Source organism: Antrihabitans auranticaus (genome assembly GCF_016481275.1).
In the GTDB taxonomy this organism is placed as follows: domain Bacteria; phylum Actinomycetota; class Actinomycetes; order Mycobacteriales; family Mycobacteriaceae; genus Antrihabitans.
Window position 1 is genome coordinate 1,132,174 of the sequence record NZ_JAEMNW010000001.1, and the last position, 19,847, is coordinate 1,152,020.

A 19,847-nucleotide genomic window follows, 5' to 3' on the forward strand; every position below is an offset into this window, starting at 1 on the left:
AAATCTAGCGTGTGGGACGACTGGGGCCGTCTATCAGCGGTAGCCGAGACGACTCGTGCAGGCCGGCCAGGCGCCCCAACCTTGACGCTGCTGGGTGACCGAAGCGATGGCGATCTGCTCTTCGCGCGTGGCGAGGTCCGCGCGGGGCGCGTACTTCAGCCCACCCTGGCGTTCCCAGGTGTTCTGATCGAACTGGACGCCGCCGTAGAAGCCGTTGCCGGTGTTGATGGCCCAGTTGCCCGTCGCTTCGCACTGCGCGAGCGCGTCCCAAATCGCGCCGTTCTCGACGGGCGGAACTTCGGTGCCCGGCTTCGCGCCCACGCGGACGGTCTTCGGCTGGGCAGGGGTGATCACCGTGGACGCGACCTCCTTGCGACCGACCTCCTTGCCGTTGACCATGGTGATCTCGAAGGTCACGTCGTGCACGCCGGGCGTACCTGGCGCCTCTTCGATGCGGCGGCTCATGTTCAGGTTGACGTCCTGGATGACGTTTTCCGGCGGCGCGAGCGGAAGGGTTTCGGTGCGCTGCTCGGTGCGGCTGCGGGTCACGGCAATCTCGAGACCGTCGGTCAGCGGGGTCTTCGCCTCGGGAACGACGACATCGGCTTCCTTCAGCGGCACGCCCTTGGCGGCGAGAAAGTCACCGACCGTCGGCGCAGCCATACGGACCTCGACCGGTTCCGAACCTGCGTCGGCAAGCTTCACAACTCGCGGATTCAGGACGTTCAGCGCCGCACCTTCCAGCGGCAGACGCTGCGAACGCGATGCCGACGTGTGTACATCCGACGCGATGTCGAGCTGCGTCAGCGCTTCTTCGACGGTCAGCGCGGTGGTCCACACCGACCGTGCTTGACCGTCCACGCTCAGGTTGACCTCGCGAGCCCGGCGCAGAACGACCGTGTCACCGTCTTCGATCGGGGTGTCCAATGCGGGCGCAACCACGTCGTGTTCCTTGACGCCGTAGCCGGCCGCGTCGAGCACTCCTTCGACGTCACTCGTCATCGTTGTGAGCGAAGTTGCTTCGCCGTCGACGTCCACGGTGATCGTTTTCTGCTTGGCAATCGCCACCGCGCCACCGACCATCAAGGTGAGGAGCAACGCCGCGATAACGGCGTAAAGCAGCGGCGATCGGCTGTTGTTGATCCGACTTAAAGCTGACATGGTCACAAGACGGTAACGGGGTATGGGGCCTCCCGCAACCGAACGGCCGATACCAGGCGGTTTGCCGGTAACGAGTCCGCATACGCGACATGATTAGATAACGGGTTTGTCGCGAGCCGGAAAATCTACTCCGGTCGAGGTCACGGCAGATTATCGCGGCAGCCGGTAGACCCGCTCCGCGGTCGCCGTCGCGGCCTCCGCCAGGTCGGTGGGATCTTGGTCACGCAGCGCCGCAAGAGCGCGAACCGTGTACGGCAGGCAGTAAGGCTCGTTGGGTGCGCCGCGATACGGATGCGGAGTCAGATAGGGCGCGTCCGTCTCGACGAGCAGCTGGTCGTCGGGCACCAGTTTGGCCGCCTCGTGCAGTTCGCGCGCATTCCGGAAGCTGACCGTTCCCGAGAAGCTGAGGACGTAGCCCGCCTCGATGCATGCCAGCGCCATCGTCGCGTCGGAAGAGAAGCAATGGAAGATGACGGTGTCCGGCGCGCCTTCGTCGAGAAGTACCGCAAGGAGGTCGTGATCGGCCTCCCGGTTGTGGATCATCAGCGGCTTGCGGACCCGCTTGGCGAGGTCGATGTGCCAGCGGAAACCCTCGACCTGCGTCTCGACGTCGGCACAGCCCTCGAGCTTGCCGGGCCAGTAGTAGTCCAGCCCAGTTTCCCCCACCGCAACCGTGCGCGGGTCGCGGACAAGGCGCTCGATCTCTGCCTTCGTGTGCTCGTCGAGTGCGTTGGCTCGCGTGGGATGGATGGCAACGGCGGCGAACACGCGGGGGTCCCAGTGCGCCGCGTCGACGGCGAATCGAGCGGCCGCGAGGTCGTCCGCAACCGTCACGACGCGGCCGACGCCCACGCTCGCGGCCCGGTCGACGACCGCCCGAACGGTCTCGGCGTCGCTCGCGCCACACGCATCGAGGTGCGTGTGCGCGTCGACGAGCGGTGACAGGGGCTCTGGCAGGTCAGGTGCGGGACGGTCGGACTTCACGCCGATTACGATAAGCGCCACTATGACTGCCACACAGGAGGCCTCCGGCCGGCCGACGTTCTACATCACCACCGCGATCGCGTATCCCAACGGCGCGCCCCACATCGGGCACGCCTACGAATACATCTCGTCCGACGCGCTGGCCCGCTTCAAACGACTCGACGGCTTCGATGTCTTCTTCATGACCGGCACCGACGAGCACGGCCAGAAGATGCAGCAGACGGCAGCAATCGAAGGCATTCCCGTCGAAGATCTCGCGGCACGCAACTCCGACGTGTTCGAGGCGATGGACAAAGCCCTCGATATCTCGTTCGACCGCTTCATCCGCACGACCGACGACGACCATCAACTCGCGAGCGTCGAGATCTGGCAGCGGATGCTGGCGAACGGCGATATCTACCTCGACAAGTACGCAGGCTGGTACTCGGTTCGCGACGAGGCGTTCTATACCGAGGGCGAAACAACCCTGCTCGACGACGGAACCCGCATCTCCACGGAGTCGAAGACGCCGGTCGTGTGGACCGAAGAGTCGACGTACTTCTTCCGGCTCTCCGCATATCAGGACAAGCTTCTTGCGCTCTACGCCGAGCATCCCGAGTTCCTCGAACCGGCCACACGCCGCAACGAGATCACGAGTTTCGTCAAGGGCGGCCTGCGCGACCTGTCGATTTCGCGGACGACCTTCGATTGGGGTGTTCCGGTCCCCGGCGATCCCGCGCACGTCATGTACGTCTGGGTCGACGCGCTGACCAACTACCTCACCGGCGTCGGTTTCCCCGACGTCGATTCCGTGGCCTTCCAGCGCTTCTGGCCGGCGGACGTCCACATCATCGGCAAGGACATCACGCGTTTCCACGCGGTGTACTGGCCCGCGTTCCTGATGTCGGCAGGTATCGAATTGCCGAAACGTGTTTTCGTGCACGGGTTTCTGTACAACAAGGGCGAAAAGATGTCGAAGTCGGTCGGCAACGTGGTCGACCCGCTCGCGCTCGTCGAGCAGTACGGCGTCGACCAGCTCCGCTTCTTCCTGTTGCGCGAAATCTCCTACGGCCAGGACGGCAGCTACAGCCACGAAGCGATCGTCGGACGGATCAACGCCGACCTCGCCAACGAACTCGGCAACCTCGCTCAGCGGTCGCTGACGATGGTGGCCAAGAACCTCGACGGACTTGTGCCCACGCCCGGCGAGTTCACGCCAGAGGATCGCACAATGCTGGACCTGGCAGGCGGTCTGCTCGACAAGTGCCGGGCCGAATTCGATGTGCAGGCAATACATCTCGGGGTCGAGGCGATCTGGTCCGTGCTCGGCGAGACAAACCGCTACTTCTCCGCGCAGGCACCGTGGGTGCTGCGCAAAACCGATCCCCCACGGATGGCGACGGTCCTCTACGTCACCCTCGAGGTCGTGCGGATCGTCGGGATCCTTGTCCAGCCCCTGATGCCAGGGTCGGGTGCGAAGATTCTCGACCTGCTCGGCCAGGACGAGGGGAAGCGGCAGTTCGCGGATATCGCCACCCCGATTGTTGCGGGGACGCCCCTGCCCCCGCCGGCTCCGGTGTTCCCCCGCTTCGTCGAACCCGAGTAGGCCACGAGGTGACTCGGCGTGTCTTTGGGTGACACGCCGAGTACCTGCCCAGCCGCACCCCTCCTCGGGATCCGCACCCCGACTTGCCGAACGACACGCCGAGGCCGCCCCGAAAAGGGGTGCGAGGCACCGTGGATCGCCGAACAGGCCCCCGCCGCGACGACCACTCGCCAGGTACTCCGCCAAAGACCTGCTCGGCGCGGCGCGCAGTGACACCCCGAGCACCCCCACAGCCGCACCCCTCCTCGGGATCCGCACCCTGACTTGCCGAACGACACGCCGAGGCCGCCCCGAAAAGAGGTGCGAGGCACCGAGGATCGCCGAGCAGGCCCCTGCCGCGCCGACCACTCGCCCAATGCTCCGCCAACAACCTGCTCGGCACCCCCACCCGGCACGGCCCACAGCGACTCACCGCGCACCCCCACAGCCGCACCCCTCCTCGGGATCCGCACCCCGACTTGCCGAACGACACGCCGCGGCCGCCCCTAAAAGAGGTGCGAGGCACCGAGGATCGCCGAACAGGCCAACCGAGCCACGCCCACTCCCCGCCAGATCCCGGAGTAGTCACCGATCTTTAACCGAATCGTTCCCGCGCTCAAACGGCGCGGCGACGAAACTTGTCGGTGGGGTGGTGCAGACTCACGGCATGAACTCTAGAACACACGTTCGAGGTCGCAACTTGTACTCCGTCCCAGCTCAGATGGACAACACCGCCGTTCTGGACGCCCTCGCGGCGGTCTACGAAAGGGGCTGGCAGCCTGCCGACGTCCTCCACATAACGAGGCGCACGCTCGGCAACGGCGAGTCCCGCCTGGCCGTCTGGGCGATCTTGTACGAGTCGGCGCTCTCGCGGGCCGAAGATCGCGCGCCGCTTGCCTGGGTGACGCAATTGCGAACGATCGCCGAGCAGAACGCGGATCCCGGGTCGAACAGCGCGACCACCGTCCAGCGGACCGCCGTGGCGCACCTGTGGCGCCACCTGCCGCGCCTTGCGGGCGAATGCGCGCGGCCCTCGGCCTGGCCGGACCACCGCGCGGTGGAATCGATCCCGGAGGCGACCGGCGGCGACCCGAAGGTGCTCGGCAAGATCCGGGGACTGCTCGCGAAGGCAGAATCGACCGAGTACGCCGAGGAAGCCGAAACTTTCACCGCCAAAGCCCAGGAGTTGATGACCAAATACGCGGTAACCGCCGCACTGTTGGGCGCACGCGGCGAAGGCGGGACGCGAACCATCGTGCGCAGCAGCCGAATTCACCTCGAGAATCCGTATGTGAAGGAGAAGGCGCTGCTGCTCTCCGAGATCGGCAACGCAAATCGGGTGCGGACCGTTTGGTTCAACAAACTCGCGATGGCAACCTGCGTGGGAACACCGATCGATCTCGAACAGTCCGAGCTCCTGTTCACGTCCCTTCTCGTGCAGGCCACGAGGGCCATGCAGGAGGCATCACTTCGCGCCAAGTCGATCGATCCCGAAGGTTCACCGACTTCGTTTCGACGCGCGTTCCTCTACGGTTTCGCCATTCGCATCGGCCAGCGTTTGAAGCTCGCCGGCCAGGCGGTCATTGCACAGGCCGCGGCCGGAGCGGATGTTTCGGTCCGCGACGCATTGCCCGTATTGGCCGACCAGGCAGCCGCGGTCGATGCAGCCTTCGACCGTATGTTCCCGGCGACGAAAGCGACACGCTCGAGCAAGATCGACGAGTCCGGCTACTTCGCGGGCCGTTCCGCAGCCGATCGTGCGTCGTTGCACAACGACGGCTTCTCCGGGCGGGTCGCAAATGCCGGCTAGACCGCCCGCCGCGATGCGAGCACAGCCTCGTACAACTCGCGCTTTGAGACGCCCGGAGTCGCCGCTCGAGCACACGCATCCTTCAGACCCACACCCGATTCGACCAGCGCCTCGACCGCATCGACAAGGTCGACGGGCTCTGCCGCCGTCAACTGCGCTCCTTCGAGGACGACTGTGACCTCACCCCGGACCCCACCGGCCGCCCATTCGGCAAGCTCACCGAGCGAACCGCGGACGACCTCCTCGTACGTCTTCGTCAGCTCCCGGCACACCGCGGCGCGGCGGTCGGCGCCCAAGACCGCGACGGCATCGGCCAGGCAATCCTCGAGTCGATGCGGCGCCTCGAAGAACACACACGCGCGGGACTCGTTCACGAGCGTTTCGAACCACGCGCGCCGCTGGCCGCCCTTGCGAGGCGCGAAACCGTCGAAACAGAACCGCTCGACCGGAAGACCCGACAACGCCAACGCAGTCGTTACCGCAGACGGACCTGGCAAGCAGGTGACAGCCAGCTTCGCGTCGATACAGGCAGCGACAAGTCGATATCCCGGGTCGCTGACCGACGGCATACCGGCGTCGGTCACGAGTAGGACCGTGAGACCGCTGGCGATGTCCGCGACCAGCGCGGGTATCCGGGTCTCCTCGACGTGGTCGTAGAAACTCACGACGCGGCCGCCGATCGTGACGCCCAGGGATTTCGCCAAAGTCTTGGTGCGCCTCGTATCTTCGGCGGCGACGACGTCCACGGTCGACAGCGCCTCCCGCAGCCGGTCCGATGCGTCACGGACCTCTCCCAATGGCGTCGCGGCGAGAACCAGCCTGCCGACCGCCGGGTCGTGCTCACGCCCGCCTTCCATTCGAGACAGCATACGATCGGAGGCGTGACTCAGCTGACGGACGGGGGCCTGTGACAACTGCAGTCGCCTCGCCGCCTCCCGCGCGCGTGGATTCCGAACGCCCGGTGACCAGTCCTGCGCCGCTCCTCCCCGCACTCGATCCTGGACCGACGGACACTTTGCGCGGCTGGGTCGTCACTGGTTTCATCACGCTGATCGCGGCCGTCACGCGTCTCACGATGCTCAACTACCCGACCGATGGCGGCACACCGGTTTTCGACGAAAAGCATTACGCGCCGCAGGCCTGGCAGGTGCTCACGGGCGGCTGGCTCGAAGACAATCCCGGATACGGGCTGGTCGTTCATCCCCCGGTAGGTAAGCAACTGATCGCGCTGGGTGAGGCGATCTTCGGCTACGAATCATGGGGCTGGCGATTCTCGTCCGCCGTAGCGGGGACGTTGATCGTCCTGCTGGTCGTGCGGATCGTGCGGCGCTTGTCACGGTCGACGATGGTCGGCGCCATCGCGGGGATCTTGATGATCGCCGAGAGCGTTACCTTCGTCTCGTCCCGGCTCGGCATGCTCGATATCTTCCTGGCCTTGTTCGCGGTCGCTGCGCTGGGCTGTCTCGTCGTCGATCGAGACGAGATGCGCCGCCGCTATGCGGTAGTGGCGGCCCAGCAACGAATGGGTCTGTCCGAATTCGGACCGCGCATGGGCGTGCGCTGGTGGCGTTTCGGTGCGGGCGTCATGCTCGGCCTTGCCTGCGGAACCAAGTGGTCGGGGATCTACTTCATCGCGTTCTTCGGTGTGCTCTGCATCGGTTTCGACATCGCTGCGCGGCGGGCTTACGGCGTGCAACGCCCCTGGCTGGGCACCGCACTGCGCGACCTCGGACCCGCGCTCTACGCCTTGGTTCTGGTTCCGGTCGCGGTCTACCTGGCGACCTACTGGCCATGGTTTGCGAGTGAAACCGGCGTCGACAGGCACGCCGTCGGCGTGAAAGTCGGCACCGACGGACCGTTCTCCTTCATTCCGGACGCCCTGCGCTCCCTCTGGTACTACAGCGGAAACGTTCTGAACTTTCACGAGGAGCTGACCAACTCCGCGGGCAACCGGCACCCGTGGGAGTCCAAGCCGTGGACCTGGCCGATGGGCCTGCGGCCGATGCTGTACTACTTCGTCGACGGCGACTCCGTCAGCGGGTGCGAGCACACGAGCTGCGTGAAGGCGATTCTGCTCGTCGGCACGCCGGCGATGTGGTGGCTCGCGCTCGCGATCCTCGCGTGGGGCATGTGGCAGTTCCTCGTCCGGCGGGACTGGCGCTACGCGACGGTGCTGACTGCCTACGGCGCGGCGCTGTTGCCGTGGTTCCTCACGCTGGACCGGCAGATGTACTACTTCTACGCCGTCGCCCTTGCACCGTTCCTGGTGATGGCACTGGCGCTCACGCTCGGCGACATCATCGGGAAAGCATCGAATTCGGACGAACGACGATCAACCGGTTTACTCGCGGTAAGTCTCTACATCGGACTTGTCATCGCCAACTTCGTCTGGTTGTGGCCGATCCTGACCGCGGCGCCGATCTCTGCCTCGAATTGGGACCTGCAACAGTGGCTCCCAAGCTGGCGCTGAGCCTGCAGCCGACCTAAGCGTTGGCCGGATCCTGGACATTCAGCGCAGCGACCACCAGCTCGACGGCGTCGGCGTCGGTGAGTCCGAGCCGTCGCACCTCCGCGACGTACTCGGTAGCCGCCAAACCCGCCCGGTCGCGAGTCGGATCGCCGGTCGACGAAATGAACGAACCCTGCCGACCGCGCGTTTCGATCACGCCGTCCTGTTCGAGTTCGCGATAGGTTCGCGCGACAGTGTTCGGCGCAAGCCCGAGATCTTCTGCCAGCTTGCGAACGGTCGGAATTCGCGTGCCGGCCACGAGTTCACCCGCCTGGACCCGCGACATGATCGCGAGGCGCAACTGCTCGAACGGCGGTGTCGACGCCGAATCATGATCGATCGCAATGTGCAGAAGGTCCGTCGTCACAACGCTTTCACCGCCTCGGCGATCGAGCTGTCTCCCGCCGTCAACATCAGGGTCGTGCCCTTTGTCCCGGGAGAGTCGAGCAGCGCGATGATAACCGCCGCAACGTCGGCACGCGAGACATCGCCCTTCGGGATCTGCCCCGCGGACAGCGTCACCAAGCCGGAAGGGTCGTCGTCGGTCAAGCGTCCCGGCCGCAGGATCGTCCAGTCCAGCCCGTCCCGTGCGCGAAGGTCGACTTCGGCGGCCGTTTTGGCCGCGATATACGCGGCCCAATTCTCATCGGCGGATGCAGGTACCGCCTCGCCCGCGCCGAACGAGCTGATTTGTACGAACCGCCGCACACCGGCACTTTCTGCGGCCGCCGCTAGCAGTACCGCGGCACCGCGATCGACGGTGTCCTTGCGTGCCGCTCCGCTACCCGGACCGGCACCCGCCGCGAAGACGATCGCGGTCGCACCGCTCAGAGCATCCGCGACCTCGGATTCCGATGCCTGCTCCAAATCGAGCACAAGCGGGCGAGCGCCCCATGCAGTGACCTCGTCGGTGTGCGCTGGATTGCGGATGAGCGCGACCGCGTCGATGCCCCGATCCGCACACAGCTCGATCATGTGCCGCGCGATCTGACCGTGTCCACCGGCAATGACTACACATGGCGCCGTCATACTGGCATCCTGCCGCATGGACAATGGCAACCATGGCGAAAACTGTCACGATCTACCACAACCCGCGCTGCAGCACGTCACGCAAGGTTCTGGGAATGATCCAGGAATCCGGCGTCGAGCCCACGATCGTCAAGTACCTCGACACACCGCCTTCGCACGACGGCCTGCGGAAGCTGCTCGACGACGCCGGCCTGCGCCCTGGCCAAGCAATCCGTAGACGCGAAGCGCTCTACGCCGAGCTCGGCCTCGCCGATGCCGACGACGATGCGCTCATCGACGCGATGGTCGCCAACCCGATCCTCATCGAACGCCCGATTGTCGTGACAGACAAGGGCACTCGAATCGCTCGACCGGCGGAGTCGGTCGCCGAAATTTTGTGACAGCTCAGGCACTCCGCCAGATCGGGCACGACATACACCGCGGACCACCACGACCGGAGCCGAGTTCGGACCCTGAAATTCGGAGCACCTCGATTCCGGAGGCCTCGAGGCGGTTGTTGGTTTCGACGTTGCGTTCGTAGGCGACGACCACACCGGGCTCGATCGCGAGCGTGTTGTTGCCGTCGTCCCACTGTTCTCGCTCCGCGGTGATCGAGTCGATCGCCGTGTCGATCACACGCAATTTCCCGATGCCCATCGCGCTCGCCGCCGCTTCGACGAACGGCACCGGACCGCGAATGTCGACACCCGAGTCCTCGCGGTGAATCGTGAACGCCGACAGCTCGTCGTGCACTGCCTGGTACATGACGACGGCGTCGTCGTCGACCATCGTGCAGACGGTGTCGAGGTGCATCGTCGCGCGATTCTGTTCGATCGGTACGACAAGAACCGTGTGCGCAAGGTCGTCGTCGAAGAGGCTGCGCGCCAGCGCTTCCGCGCCTGCAGGTGTCGTCCGCTCCCCGACTCCGACGGCGACCACACCACTCGAGAGCAGCAGCACATCACCGCCCTCGACGGGCGCGGTGTGCGATTCGTACGCCCGACGCACACCGAGGAAACGCGGGTGGAAGGCGTAGATCAGATCGGTCAGCGAGGTCTCGCGCTTGCGGGCCGGCATCGCGAGCGCTGTGATCGCCACGCGACGGCCGATCCAGAACGACGAGTCTCTGGTGAACATCAGGTTCGGGAGCGGGTCGATGACGAAGTCCGAGCCGTGATACATCCGCCGGACCAACGACGCTTCGCTGGGACCGATGGGTAGCTCGTCGAACGTCATCCCGGCCATGAGGATCGTCGCGAGTTCGCCAGGAGCAATCTGGCGTAGATGGCCGGCCAATTCATCGGCCAATGCGCGCCCGAGCCGTCGCGGCTCGACCGCTGCGGTCACGCCCTGAACGCGCGCGGCGCCGCTGACCGCGAAAGTCTCCGTGAGCATCTGCGCCAGCAGCAGGACCTCGACCCCCCGGCTCCGCAGCAGATCCGCGAAAACGTCGTGCTCGGCTTGCGCGCGGTCCACCCACGGCACCCCGTCGAAGAGCAACTGATCGTTGTTTCGCGGGGTCAGGCGCTTCAGCTCGTCACCGGGCCTGTGCAACAGCACCGTCCGCAGCCGGTCGACCTCGGAGGTCGCGCCGAATTCCGGCACGGCGCGCCGCTCACCTGCTGACCCCGCCGACACGCCGGATTTCATCCCTTCACGGTATGTCAGCAGCGGCCACAATGGCCGGCCACCCGGCCGTGCGACGAACCTCGAGTAATGTTGTGGAATGGACAAACCGGACTGGAAAGCCAAGGAGCTCACGCCGGGGCAGCTTTCCGAACGGAGTGGCGTCGCCATTTCTGCTTTGCATTTCTACGAACGCGAAGGGCTGATCACCAGCCGGCGGACGAGCGGCAATCAGCGCCGCTACCACCGCGAAACCCTGCGCCGAGTCGCGTTCATCCGGATCTCGCAAAGAGTCGGAATTCCACTGGGCGATATCCGCACAGCGCTCGACACCCTCCCCGAGGGTCGGACTCCGACGCGCAAGGACTGGGCGCGCCTCTCGACCGCCTGGCGTACGGACCTCGATCAGCGGATCACTCAGCTGACCCGCCTGCGCGACAACCTGGACGGTTGCATCGGCTGCGGCTGCCTCTCGCTCGGCAGCTGCTCACTCGTCAACTCACACGACCAGCTCGGCCAGAACGGTCCTGGCGCAAGGGTTCTCGACGTCGAGCTCAATCACCCTTGACGACGGGTGGCAGGAACCTGCTGAACCGGTCGTTGGCTGCCTGCATCGCAAGCTCGTACGGCAGAGCGAACTTGCGTGCCCACCAGTAGCCGAAGCGGATATCGAACGACGTGTACACCATGAATCGATTCTTCTTGATGCCTGAGATGATGGCGCTGGCCGCCTTTTCCGGCGTGATCGCACGCTTTTCGAAGGCGTGAATGTAGCGCGCGACCTTGGGATCCTCTCGGTCGATCCCCGCGATCTCGACAGTGCCGACAAGCGGCGTCTTCACCGCACCCGGCACGACGAGGTGCACTCCGATCCGGTGGCGTTTCAGGTCGTAGCGCAGCACCTCCGACACGCCGCGCAGACCGAACTTGCTCGCGCTGTACGCCGCATGCCACGGCAGGGCCAACAGTCCGGCCGCCGACGACACGTTCACGAGATGACCGCCGCGACCTGCGCGCACCATCGGCGGAACGAACGTCTCGATGACGTGAATGGGACCCATCAGGTTGACATCGATCAACGACTTCCAGTGCCGGTGCTCGAGGTTTTCCACCGTGCCCCATGCGGAGATACCCGCGACGTTCATGACGATGTCCATGCTGCCGAACTGGTCGTGTACCTCGGCCCCGAAGAGCGTCACAGCGTCGTAATCGGAGATGTCGAGCGCCTTTGCGAAGCTGACCGTGCCGCCGTTCGCGATCACCAACTCGGCGGTCTCCTTGAGACCCTTCTCGTTGATATCGGTCAGGAACAGCTCGGCACCCTCCGCCGCCGCCGCGAGCGCGGTTGCTCGACCGATACCGCTGGCCGCACCGGTGACGAGCGTCTTTTTGTCGTTCAGGATGCTGACCACGTTATGTCCTTGTCCACGTCGTCAATCTACTGTTCCGTAGGGTACAGCCGTTCAGGCAGTCGGCTCCAACTCGAGCGCCGAGAGCATGCCGCCGACCGACGCCGGCCACCCGAACTGCTCGGCCCGCGACCGCGCCGCACGTCGTCGTCCCGCCTGCGGCAGCGTCAGCACGTCGTGCACCGCACCTGCGAATGCGTACGGATTGTTGTCTGCAACAGCACCGCATTCGGCGGTGACGATGTCCGCGAGAGCCGAGGACCGCGACGCCACAACCGGAGTCCCCGCAGCCAGCGCCTCCAGCGCAGCCAGACCGAAGGTCTCGTGCGGTCCGGGCGCGAGCGACACATCGGCAGTGGCGAGCAGGGTGGCGAGGCGCTCGCGGTCTCCGATGAACCCAGCGAAGTGCACTGGTAGGCCGCGGGCACGCCGCTCGAGAGACTCGCGGCGAGGTCCGTCACCGGCGATGACCAGCCGCACGTCGATCCCCTGCTTGCGCAGCGCTGCAACGGCTTCGACACTCCGATCGACGCGCTTCTCGACCGACAACCGCCCGCAATGGACGAGCAGGGGTCGCGTCGACTCCGCGAGACTGGACCGGAGTCCCGGGTCGTGCCGACCGGGCCGAAAAAGCTCGAGGTCGACTCCGAGCGGAACCCGGCGCACGTTCGTCGCTCCGATTCGACAGAATTCCTCGCGCGCGAATTCGGTTGTGCAGACGACGGTGTCGTAGTTCTCGGCGGTGTGGCGATTCGCCAAATCGGCGGCGCGGCGCGCGATGTCGTCCGGCAGCACCTGGCCGAGCAGGCGGTCGAGGCGCTCGTGCGAAATCATCACACTGACGACGTCGCGTGCCCGCGCCCAACGTCCGAAACCTCGCAGGGTCAACCGATCCGAAACCTCGAGCGCGTCGGGGGCCAACCCGGCAAGGACATCCGCCACGCGCCTCGGATCGGCCGCCCGGTACCCACCGGTGAATGGAATTTCCAACGCAGGCAGCGTGATTCGCAGTACCCCGCTCGAAAGAATCTGCTCGGTCCGACTCGGCCCCGGCACGATGAGAACGACCTCGTGACCGCGTTCGACGTATCCGGCACCAAGGTGGTGCAACGCCGTCTTCAAGCCGCCCGAACGCGGACCGTAGAAATTCGCCAGCTGAATGATCCGCACGCAACGATGGTGTCTGTGCACGCGCCCCGGACAACGAACTGCGCGTGAACTGCGGTCGAAAAGCTGGCGACACCTACACCGGAACGGGCGTCCGGCGTACGCCGAGGGACACGATGGCCGCCACCGCGCACATGGCCGCCGCTGCAAACCAGGCGATCGTGTACTGCCCGGTCGCGTCCCGGACGACACCGGCCGCGACCGACGCGAACGCCGCGCCGATCTGGTGCGCGGCAAACACCCAGCCGAAGACGATGGTCCCCGATTCGCCGAACGCGTCGCGGCACAATGCGGCGGTCGGCGGAACCGTCGCAACCCAATCGAGGCCGTAAACGACGACGAAGAGGACGATGCTCGGTTTGACGGTGTCGGCCAACAGGATCGGCAGGAGCATCAATCCGACTCCACGGAACCCGTAGTACAGCGCGAGCAGAATGCGCGGATCGACGCGGTCGGTCAACGCGCCGGATGCGATCGTGCCGACGATGTCGAAGACGCCGACGACGGCAAGCAGTCCGGCAGCCGTCGTCTCGGCCATTCCGTGGTCGTGCGCCGAAGGAATGAAGTGCGTGCCGATGAGCCCGTTGGTTGTGGCGCCGCAAATGGCGAAACCGCCTGCGAGCGCCCAGAAGGTGCGCGTCTTCGCAGCCTCCCGCAGCGCCTGCACGGCGCGTCGGGCAGCGCCATGACCGGATGGCGGTCGCTCGAGAGCGATATCCGACGACATCCCGTACGGCCGCACGCCGCGATCGACCGGGTAATCCCGCAGGAACGTAAGCACGAGGGGCACGACGAGCAGCGCCGCGAACGCGATGATCAGCGACGCGATCCGCCATCCGGACCGTTCGGCAACCCAGGCGATGACCGGCAGAAAGATGAGCTGACCCGTTGCGCTTCCCGCTGTCAGGACACCCATCACCAAGCCACGGCGCTTGACGAACCAGCGATTCGCGATCGTCGCCGCAAATGCGAGCGCCATCGAACCCGTGCCGAGCCCGACCAGGACCCCCCACAACAGCATCAGCTGCCAACTCGCCGTCATGAAGATGGTCACGCCGCTGCCCGCGGAGATCAACAGAAGCGCGCACGTGACGACCTGGCGAATTCCGAAGCGATCCATGAGTGCCGCGGCGAACGGCGCCGTCAGTCCGTACAACACGAGGTTGACGCCCACCGCCGTCGACAGCAGCCCACGCGACCAACCGAATTCGTCTTCGAGCGGCACCATCAGCACACCGGGCGCTGCCCTGAACCCTGCGGCACCGATCAGTGCGACAAAGGCAACGGCGGCAACGATCCACGCTGGATGCAGTCGATGCCCGCCGCCCGTCGGTGCGGCGCGCACGATTGGCTTGTTCACATTTCAACCGTAGCGGGCAGCCTGTGCGGGGTGTCAGCCCTGCAGTGCCTCGATCGGGATCGAGCCCGCCGCGAAGAGCTCCTCGACTCGCGCGGGTGGAACCGGCCGCGAGATCAGGAAGCCTTGCGCCCTGTGGCAACCGAGTTCGAGCAGCGTGCGCGCCGCGATCTCGGTCTCGACGCCTTCGGCGACAAGTGCCAGACCGAACGAATTTGCAAGTCCAACTATCGATTTCACGATGGCCAGGTCGTCGGCATCTTGACCGAGCCGCTGCACGAAACCCAGATCGATCTTCAGGGCGTCGACCGTCAGCGCCTTGAGGTGCGACAACGACGAGTAGCCGGTCCCGAAATCGTCGATCGCAACTTGGACGCCGATCTTCTTGAGACCCTCGAGAGTGATTCGCGTGCGCGTCAGGTCTTGCACAACAACGTGTTCCGTTATTTCGAGGCACACCGAGGCGCCGTCAAGACCGAATTCCTTCAGCACCTTGTCGACGGAAGCCACGAAATCGAGACTGACGAGCTGGACCGGGGACACATTGATTCGGAGCACGATGTCGGACGCCAAGCCTTTGCGCCGCCATTCCGCGAGTTGCCGGCACGCCTCACGGATGACCCATCGGCCCAGTTCACCGGCCAAGTTCGTGGCCTCCGCGACCTGAATGAACATGCCGGGGTACAGGAGTCCGCGGGTGGGATGCTCCCACCGCACGAGCGCTTCGACGGCAAGAATCTTGCCGGTGCGCAGGTCGACCTCGGGCTGGTAGTGCAGGAGCAGCGAATCGCTTTCTACCGCGTGCCGCAGATGCAACTCGATGTCGTCGCGCAGGGCGTGCTGCGCACGCATTTCGTCACTGAATGTCACGATCCCGTTGCCACCGGCAGACTTGGCGGCCAAAACAGCCTGGTCGGCCTGCCGCAGTACGTCCGATACCGAAGTTTCACCGGGAATTCCCACGGCGACGCCGATGCTCACGCTGCGACTCACTTTTTCGCCGCCGACCACGACCCGCTCGCCGAAGAATCGCTTGATTCGCTCAGCCTCCCGCTGTGCATCGCTCGCCGTCAGGGGGACGGCGGGAACGATCACAAACTCGTCTCCCCCGAGGCGCGCAATCATGTCTCGCGGGTCGGTCTGATCGCGCAACCGCTTGGCGAGTGCCCGGATGAATTGGTCGCCCGCGGCATGGCCCAGGAAGTCGTTGAGCGCCTTCAGCCGATCCAGATCGATGAAGAGCGCCGCCACTGGGCCCGGTTGGCCTGGCTTCAGCCGGTGCTCCATGTACTCGAGAAGAGCGCGTCGGTTCGAGAGACCGGTCAGGTCGTCGTGCGCGGCAATGTGGCGCAGTCGCTCTTCGGCTTCGATTCGGCCCTGCAGTTGCGCGAAGAGTGCCGCGATGGCCTTGAGCGAATTGACCTCGTCATCCGACCAGTGACGATCGGAACTCTTGGTCAAAGTGACATTGCCGGTGGGTATTCCCGCAGATACGAGTGGCGCCGAAACGAACGAGACTTCCGGCCAGCCGGCACCGGCCAGCACCCGTTCCTCGTACTCGGGAAATTCGCCGCGCGGCCGGCCGAAGTACGGAAACGTGCGGGTTTCCGACGCTCTGAATGCATCATCGGCATCGGCGAAGTAGATCACTCCGAGCGGATCGGGCACAGGCTTGACCGGACGTACGGGGCACTCCGCGACAAGAACCGTCGCGTGAATGTTGTGGTCGTTGTACCTCAGGCAGGTGTGGTCCACCTCGAAAAACGCGAGCAATTCCGCCAGTACGCCTTCGGTCACCGACACCATCGTCGTGGCGTCAGCACCCATCAATCTCGTCGCAATGTCTGTGACGAGAAGATCGAGACTCCGCCGGATATCGACGCTACTCACCGAATCGCCTCCCATACCGCCAGCACCAAAGAGCCACACCCATTCTGGGGACTCCCCGAGAGTCGTAAGCGTAGCCGTCGCGATCTCGTAACTCGACCGCAGCGCGTAATTCTTACGGTTCGATGGTCAGGTTAGCGACTACATTGGGTGCGAGCAGGAGATTCCGGTTGACATAAACCGTCGAGTGCATCGTCGAGGCAAACTCGAATACGGCCGGAAGGCAAAGACAGCCCTTGGCCGAATCGCCGAATCGCCGCAGCCACAATTGCTCCGCCGAGCTGCACGTCGGATCCGAGCTGAGGCCACGTCGACAATGACGTCCCAATCTCTGACATCGATGCGAGCAGTTGCGGAGACATCGAATCGCGCTCCAGAAAATCGATTACGAACTCGGCGCGGTCGGCCGGCGACATAGCTGCGAGGGACCCCCTGTCGATCGCACCTACCAACCCGTGCATGAGTGGCCAATTCGGATCCAGATCGTATCGTTCGACATCGAGCAGGCCACGATCGCTCGTTTCCATCAACACCGGAATTCCGCGTCCACGTGCCGCTTCGCGAACCGCAATCTTGATATCCATCGAGTCGCATTCCTCGACAACCAGATCGAGCCCGTCGAGGAACGCGGCGATAGAGCTGTCCGAGATCCCGGAAGGAACAGCGTCGACCCGCAAGTACGGATCCACCTCAGCAATGCGACGGGCGGCAACGTATGCCTTGTTCTCGCCGATGTCGAGGACCGAGGCAGGAATTCGATTCAAATTCGACAACGAGATCTCGTCGAAATCCGCCAATCGAAGCTCGCCACAGAGTCCTTCGAGCGCGATTGTGTGTGCAATGGCGTGTCCGACGCTCAGCCCGACAACACCGATGGTCAGCGCCTCGAACCTCGCCTGAGCCTCCGACGTGATCTTGTTGCGGTTCCGGTCCAGGCGCAATCGGCGAAAGGCACGGGGGCCAGGTAGGTGGAGAACCGCGCGACGCCACGGGTAGTACACCCAACGCGCAGGCTCATCTCGAATCTCTGCCGGCAATGGTGGAACCAGCTCAGCCATCTCCTCGGTCAACAGGTTGCTTTTGTCGACTACGAGAACGGAATCGTCACGGCGCAACCGCTCGAGATACGCGGCATCGGCAGGATCTGCGATGTCGAGCACCCTGGGCGCGTACTGATCGGCCGGCAATTCTTGTATGTGCCTATTGGTCACAGTTTGGCCAATGCCACGTTGAATCTGTCTGTGGGCAGACCGATGCTGTCTGCGAGATCCATCCACTCGGACAACGTCGTCAGCACTTGGCCGTGATCGGCCACATCTGCGAACGTTTCGCGATCCCACCAAACCAACTTGGTCCGATAGCGATCGGTGGGGTATGCCGCCGCTGGAATCTCCTCCACCGGAAGGCCACCGGATTTGCGCCACAGCGGCAGGACATGGTCCGCGCCGGTACCGACGGCATACTTCACGTTCCAAATCGCCGTCGCATGCAGAATGCACCGCGAGATCACGTCCGAGATAGCGGACTTGTTTTTGGCGTCGGGCGCTACCCACCCGGTTTTCAGCTCGACGACGCCGTCGTCGAGCCTGTCCGCGACGAGCTGCCGAACTGCATCTTGACCGACGCAGCCTTCCCATTCCTCGACCGCATGGGCTTCGTCGGCGAATGTGTACGGACCCTGGCAGCGGACGCCACCGACAATCGCACCCTGTGAATCCTCGACCACGAAGAAGAGCGTTGTGGAAGCCCCGTCTTCGATTCGGTCGTATTCCAGGGCGCTCACGACACCATAGGCCTGGTAGCTGTGCAGCGCGCCGTCCAGATACTGGCGCCACATCTCGGGATCCCGTCGGGGGGTGCAGAGGCGGACCCGGCACTGCGACCGGCGATCGAAGAATCCCGGGTGGGCATCGATTCCAAGCGTGCGCAGGTGTGTTGCCGAAGCCGCGATGGGATCAGACTGGGTGTCTGCGAACATAACGTCGGTCATTTTGGTTCCAATCGGTCTCTGAGTCCGCAATACAAGCGGAGTCTGGGATGAAACTCGGCGGCGAGCCTTATTAGGCAGCACGCCGTCGCATCCAATTATCCCGATAGTTTTCGGTAACGGAACAGTCGCAGAGAACAATTGCTCAAACGTCCAATCAGCAATAAATAGCTGAATGGTTGCGACATGTCAGAATGTCGACGAAAAGGCCGAAATCGATTGCGCGAGTTGCTTTTCGGAGTTAGCTGGCGACCGAGATAAGGAGCTCGACACTACCGTCCCGATGGAAAATTTCCATTTCCGCACCGTAGGCACGCGTTATCGATCCGAGATCGGCGGCTGCCTTGGCCTGCACCCACAGATCCTCAATTGGATCGGAATACTCGCCATTAGGTTTGAACACTGCGTAAATACCTTTCGGCACCAACGCAAAAACGTCTCCGAACGGGATCTCATCCGTAGATTCATACGCAAAACAGACCAAAACATTGCTTTGGCCGGTCGAATCAGGGATGTAGACGGTAAAGACTTCGTTTCGATCTTCGGCACGCTCCCAGAGGCGGCCCTTCAAGAATTCGACCAGTTCGCTGGAACCGACCTTGAACCCCGGCGTCACTCTCGGCACGACAAGCCCGCCGAACAACTGCCGCTCCCGGATGACGAATGCTTGGCTCATAGGTCGCTCGCCGCCCTCGCTCACGCCTTCTCGCCCGGGCGCTCGATGGAGAGGTACAGGTCGATCTTGTACGCATGCGGGTAGCACTCGAAGTCCCCCGCGAAGGTTCGCTTTATCTCGTTGTGTTCCTCGGCGTAATTGATCTGCGTCCACAGGTCGGCCATCACCTTCGGAAACTGGCCGATGGCGGAGAACCGGGCGTAGTGACCACGCGGTACCCGAGCGACCAAATGGCCGCGCGTGACGGCGTCGAGTGACGAGCACTCGTAGCCCACGATCTGCGTATTGTACGTTTCCAGATCCGGCGAGAAATCCGTATATATGGACGCGAGCGGCCCGGCAAAGTCCTGTTTCAGGACCGCCGACCACGCTTCTTCGAGCGCTTGATCGCGCAATTTGCCCAGGGCCCGCTTCGGACTGCGCACCGGCAACCCAGCCACCCAGGTCTCACCGCGTTCCACAATCTGAAACTGCATCGGACTCCTTCGAATCAGACCGGGCGAACCTTCGAGCGGAGCGCCACAATTCTAACAATTGCCGAAACTTACAGCCGGAGAAAGAGGCGCTGACCGCTTTACGCCGAACTGTTGCGCCTACGAAGAACACAATAATTGGAGCAACTCACTGTGCTGCGAGGAGGGACCGTATTGCAAATAAGCATGCCCTGTGCGAGCGATCGGCAAATGCCGTTGACGATTGTAC

Annotated in this window: 19 protein-coding genes; 5 read left to right on the forward strand and 14 right to left on the reverse strand. The window is 64.2% G+C overall.

Features of this window, described 5'->3' with window-relative positions:
* Positions 1–33: 33 nt before the first annotated feature.
* Complete coding sequence (locus JGU72_RS05185) at positions 34–1,161, reverse strand: resuscitation-promoting factor (protein WP_199682632.1); 1,128 nt, start codon at positions 1,159–1,161, stop codon at positions 34–36.
* A 150-nt stretch (positions 1,162–1,311) separates the two neighbouring features.
* On the reverse strand, positions 1,312–2,145 hold the full coding sequence (locus JGU72_RS05190) for a TatD family hydrolase (protein ID WP_199682633.1): 834 nt from the start codon (positions 2,143–2,145) through the stop codon (positions 1,312–1,314).
* Positions 2,146–2,167: 22 nt separating this feature from the next.
* Between JGU72_RS05190 and metG the strand changes: the two genes are divergently transcribed.
* Positions 2,168–3,730: a methionine--tRNA ligase gene (metG, locus tag JGU72_RS05195; protein ID WP_199682634.1), complete on the forward strand. Its 1,563-nt coding sequence runs from the start codon at positions 2,168–2,170 to the stop codon at positions 3,728–3,730.
* Between the two features lie 646 nt (positions 3,731–4,376).
* Positions 4,377–5,519, forward strand: coding sequence for a DUF2786 domain-containing protein (locus JGU72_RS05200; RefSeq protein ID WP_199682635.1), 1,143 nt, complete (start codon positions 4,377–4,379; stop codon positions 5,517–5,519).
* On the opposite strand, the gene rsmI is transcribed toward JGU72_RS05200, so the two are convergent.
* Positions 5,516–6,376 (reverse strand): 16S rRNA (cytidine(1402)-2'-O)-methyltransferase, encoded by an 861-nt coding sequence (gene rsmI / locus JGU72_RS05205; RefSeq protein ID WP_199682636.1) that lies wholly within the window; start codon positions 6,374–6,376, stop codon positions 5,516–5,518. The genes JGU72_RS05200 and rsmI overlap by 4 nt on opposite strands.
* A 104-nt stretch (positions 6,377–6,480) precedes the next feature.
* On the opposite strand from rsmI, the gene JGU72_RS05210 reads away from it, so the two are divergent.
* Positions 6,481–7,989: a dolichyl-phosphate-mannose--protein mannosyltransferase gene (locus tag JGU72_RS05210; RefSeq protein WP_307828349.1), complete on the forward strand. Its 1,509-nt coding sequence runs from the start codon at positions 6,481–6,483 to the stop codon at positions 7,987–7,989.
* 13 nt (positions 7,990–8,002) lie between these two features.
* Here the strand turns inward: JGU72_RS05210 and JGU72_RS05215 are convergent, their stop codons facing one another.
* Complete coding sequence (locus tag JGU72_RS05215) at positions 8,003–8,395, reverse strand: GntR family transcriptional regulator (RefSeq protein ID WP_307828299.1); 393 nt, start codon at positions 8,393–8,395, stop codon at positions 8,003–8,005.
* Positions 8,392–9,075 carry an NAD(P)H-binding protein gene (locus JGU72_RS05220; RefSeq protein ID WP_374101079.1) on the reverse strand — a complete coding sequence of 228 codons (684 nt, stop codon included), beginning with the start codon at positions 9,073–9,075 and terminating at the stop codon, positions 8,392–8,394. Before JGU72_RS05220 ends, JGU72_RS05215 begins: the two co-directional genes overlap by 4 nt.
* Before the next feature lie 14 nt (positions 9,076–9,089).
* On the opposite strand from JGU72_RS05220, the gene arsC reads away from it, so the two are divergent.
* A complete protein-coding gene (gene arsC, locus JGU72_RS05225) occupies positions 9,090–9,437 on the forward strand; it encodes an arsenate reductase (glutaredoxin) (RefSeq protein WP_374101080.1) in 348 nt (115 codons plus the stop codon).
* Positions 9,438–9,441: 4 nt separating this feature from the next.
* On the opposite strand, the gene JGU72_RS05230 is transcribed toward arsC, so the two are convergent.
* A complete protein-coding gene (locus tag JGU72_RS05230; RefSeq protein WP_199682639.1) occupies positions 9,442–10,686 on the reverse strand; it encodes an arginine deiminase in 1,245 nt (414 codons plus the stop codon).
* A 76-nt stretch (positions 10,687–10,762) separates the two neighbouring features.
* Here JGU72_RS05230 and soxR point away from each other — a divergent pair, with 76 nt between their 5' ends.
* Positions 10,763–11,230 (forward strand): redox-sensitive transcriptional activator SoxR, encoded by a 468-nt coding sequence (gene soxR, locus JGU72_RS05235; RefSeq protein ID WP_199682640.1) that lies wholly within the window; start codon positions 10,763–10,765, stop codon positions 11,228–11,230.
* Here the strand turns inward: soxR and JGU72_RS05240 are convergent.
* From JGU72_RS05240 to JGU72_RS05270, 8 genes are all read right to left on the reverse strand, one after another.
* Positions 11,217–12,074, reverse strand: a complete 858-nt coding sequence (locus tag JGU72_RS05240; RefSeq protein WP_199682641.1) for an SDR family oxidoreductase — start codon at positions 12,072–12,074, stop codon at positions 11,217–11,219. The two genes, soxR and JGU72_RS05240, sit on opposite strands and share 14 nt — an antisense overlap.
* Positions 12,075–12,125: 51 nt before the next feature.
* Complete coding sequence (locus JGU72_RS05245; RefSeq protein ID WP_199682642.1) at positions 12,126–13,241, reverse strand: glycosyltransferase; 1,116 nt, start codon at positions 13,239–13,241, stop codon at positions 12,126–12,128.
* Positions 13,242–13,314: 73 nt separating this feature from the next.
* Positions 13,315–14,598 carry an MFS transporter gene (locus JGU72_RS05250; protein WP_199682643.1) on the reverse strand — a complete coding sequence of 428 codons (1,284 nt, stop codon included), beginning with the start codon at positions 14,596–14,598 and terminating at the stop codon, positions 13,315–13,317.
* A gap of 33 nt (positions 14,599–14,631) precedes the next feature.
* Positions 14,632–16,500 (reverse strand): putative bifunctional diguanylate cyclase/phosphodiesterase, encoded by a 1,869-nt coding sequence (locus JGU72_RS05255; protein ID WP_374101081.1) that lies wholly within the window; start codon positions 16,498–16,500, stop codon positions 14,632–14,634.
* Positions 16,501–16,616: 116 nt separating this feature from the next.
* Positions 16,617–17,693 (reverse strand): Rv1355c family protein, encoded by a 1,077-nt coding sequence (locus JGU72_RS05260; RefSeq protein ID WP_307828300.1) that lies wholly within the window; start codon positions 17,691–17,693, stop codon positions 16,617–16,619.
* Entirely contained in the window at positions 17,690–18,472 is a 783-nt protein-coding gene (locus JGU72_RS30560; RefSeq protein ID WP_233531115.1) for a hypothetical protein, read from the reverse strand. Before JGU72_RS30560 ends, JGU72_RS05260 begins: the two co-directional genes overlap by 4 nt.
* A gap of 238 nt (positions 18,473–18,710) precedes the next feature.
* Entirely contained in the window at positions 18,711–19,145 is a 435-nt protein-coding gene (locus tag JGU72_RS05265; protein WP_199682645.1) for an effector binding domain-containing protein, read from the reverse strand.
* Positions 19,146–19,165: 20 nt separating this feature from the next.
* Entirely contained in the window at positions 19,166–19,621 is a 456-nt protein-coding gene (locus JGU72_RS05270; protein WP_199682646.1) for a GyrI-like domain-containing protein, read from the reverse strand.
* Between the last annotated feature and the right edge of the window lie 226 nt (positions 19,622–19,847).

What these genes read in the sequence shown, in the direction of transcription:
- JGU72_RS05185 (WP_199682632.1), bottom strand. Translation starts at nt 1,161, where the DNA reads ATGTCAGCTTTAAGTCGGATCAACAACAGCCGATCGCCGCTGCTTTAC.
- arsC (WP_374101080.1), top strand. Translation starts at nt 9,090, where the DNA reads ATGGCGAAAACTGTCACGATCTACCACAACCCGCGCTGCAGCACGTCA.
- rsmI (WP_199682636.1), bottom strand. Translation starts at nt 6,376, where the DNA reads ATGGAAGGCGGGCGTGAGCACGACCCGGCGGTCGGCAGGCTGGTTCTC.
- metG (WP_199682634.1), top strand. Translation starts at nt 2,168, where the DNA reads ATGACTGCCACACAGGAGGCCTCCGGCCGGCCGACGTTCTACATCACC.
- JGU72_RS30560 (WP_233531115.1), bottom strand. Translation starts at nt 18,472, where the DNA reads ATGACCGACGTTATGTTCGCAGACACCCAGTCTGATCCCATCGCGGCT.
- JGU72_RS05265 (WP_199682645.1), bottom strand. Translation starts at nt 19,145, where the DNA reads ATGAGCCAAGCATTCGTCATCCGGGAGCGGCAGTTGTTCGGCGGGCTT.
- soxR (WP_199682640.1), top strand. Translation starts at nt 10,763, where the DNA reads ATGGACAAACCGGACTGGAAAGCCAAGGAGCTCACGCCGGGGCAGCTT.
- JGU72_RS05230 (WP_199682639.1), bottom strand. Translation starts at nt 10,686, where the DNA reads ATGAAATCCGGCGTGTCGGCGGGGTCAGCAGGTGAGCGGCGCGCCGTG.
- JGU72_RS05200 (WP_199682635.1), top strand. Translation starts at nt 4,377, where the DNA reads ATGAACTCTAGAACACACGTTCGAGGTCGCAACTTGTACTCCGTCCCA.
- JGU72_RS05270 (WP_199682646.1), bottom strand. Translation starts at nt 19,621, where the DNA reads ATGCAGTTTCAGATTGTGGAACGCGGTGAGACCTGGGTGGCTGGGTTG.
- JGU72_RS05255 (WP_374101081.1), bottom strand. Translation starts at nt 16,500, where the DNA reads ATGGGAGGCGATTCGGTGAGTAGCGTCGATATCCGGCGGAGTCTCGAT.
- JGU72_RS05220 (WP_374101079.1), bottom strand. Translation starts at nt 9,075, where the DNA reads ATGCGGCAGGATGCCAGTATGACGGCGCCATGTGTAGTCATTGCCGGT.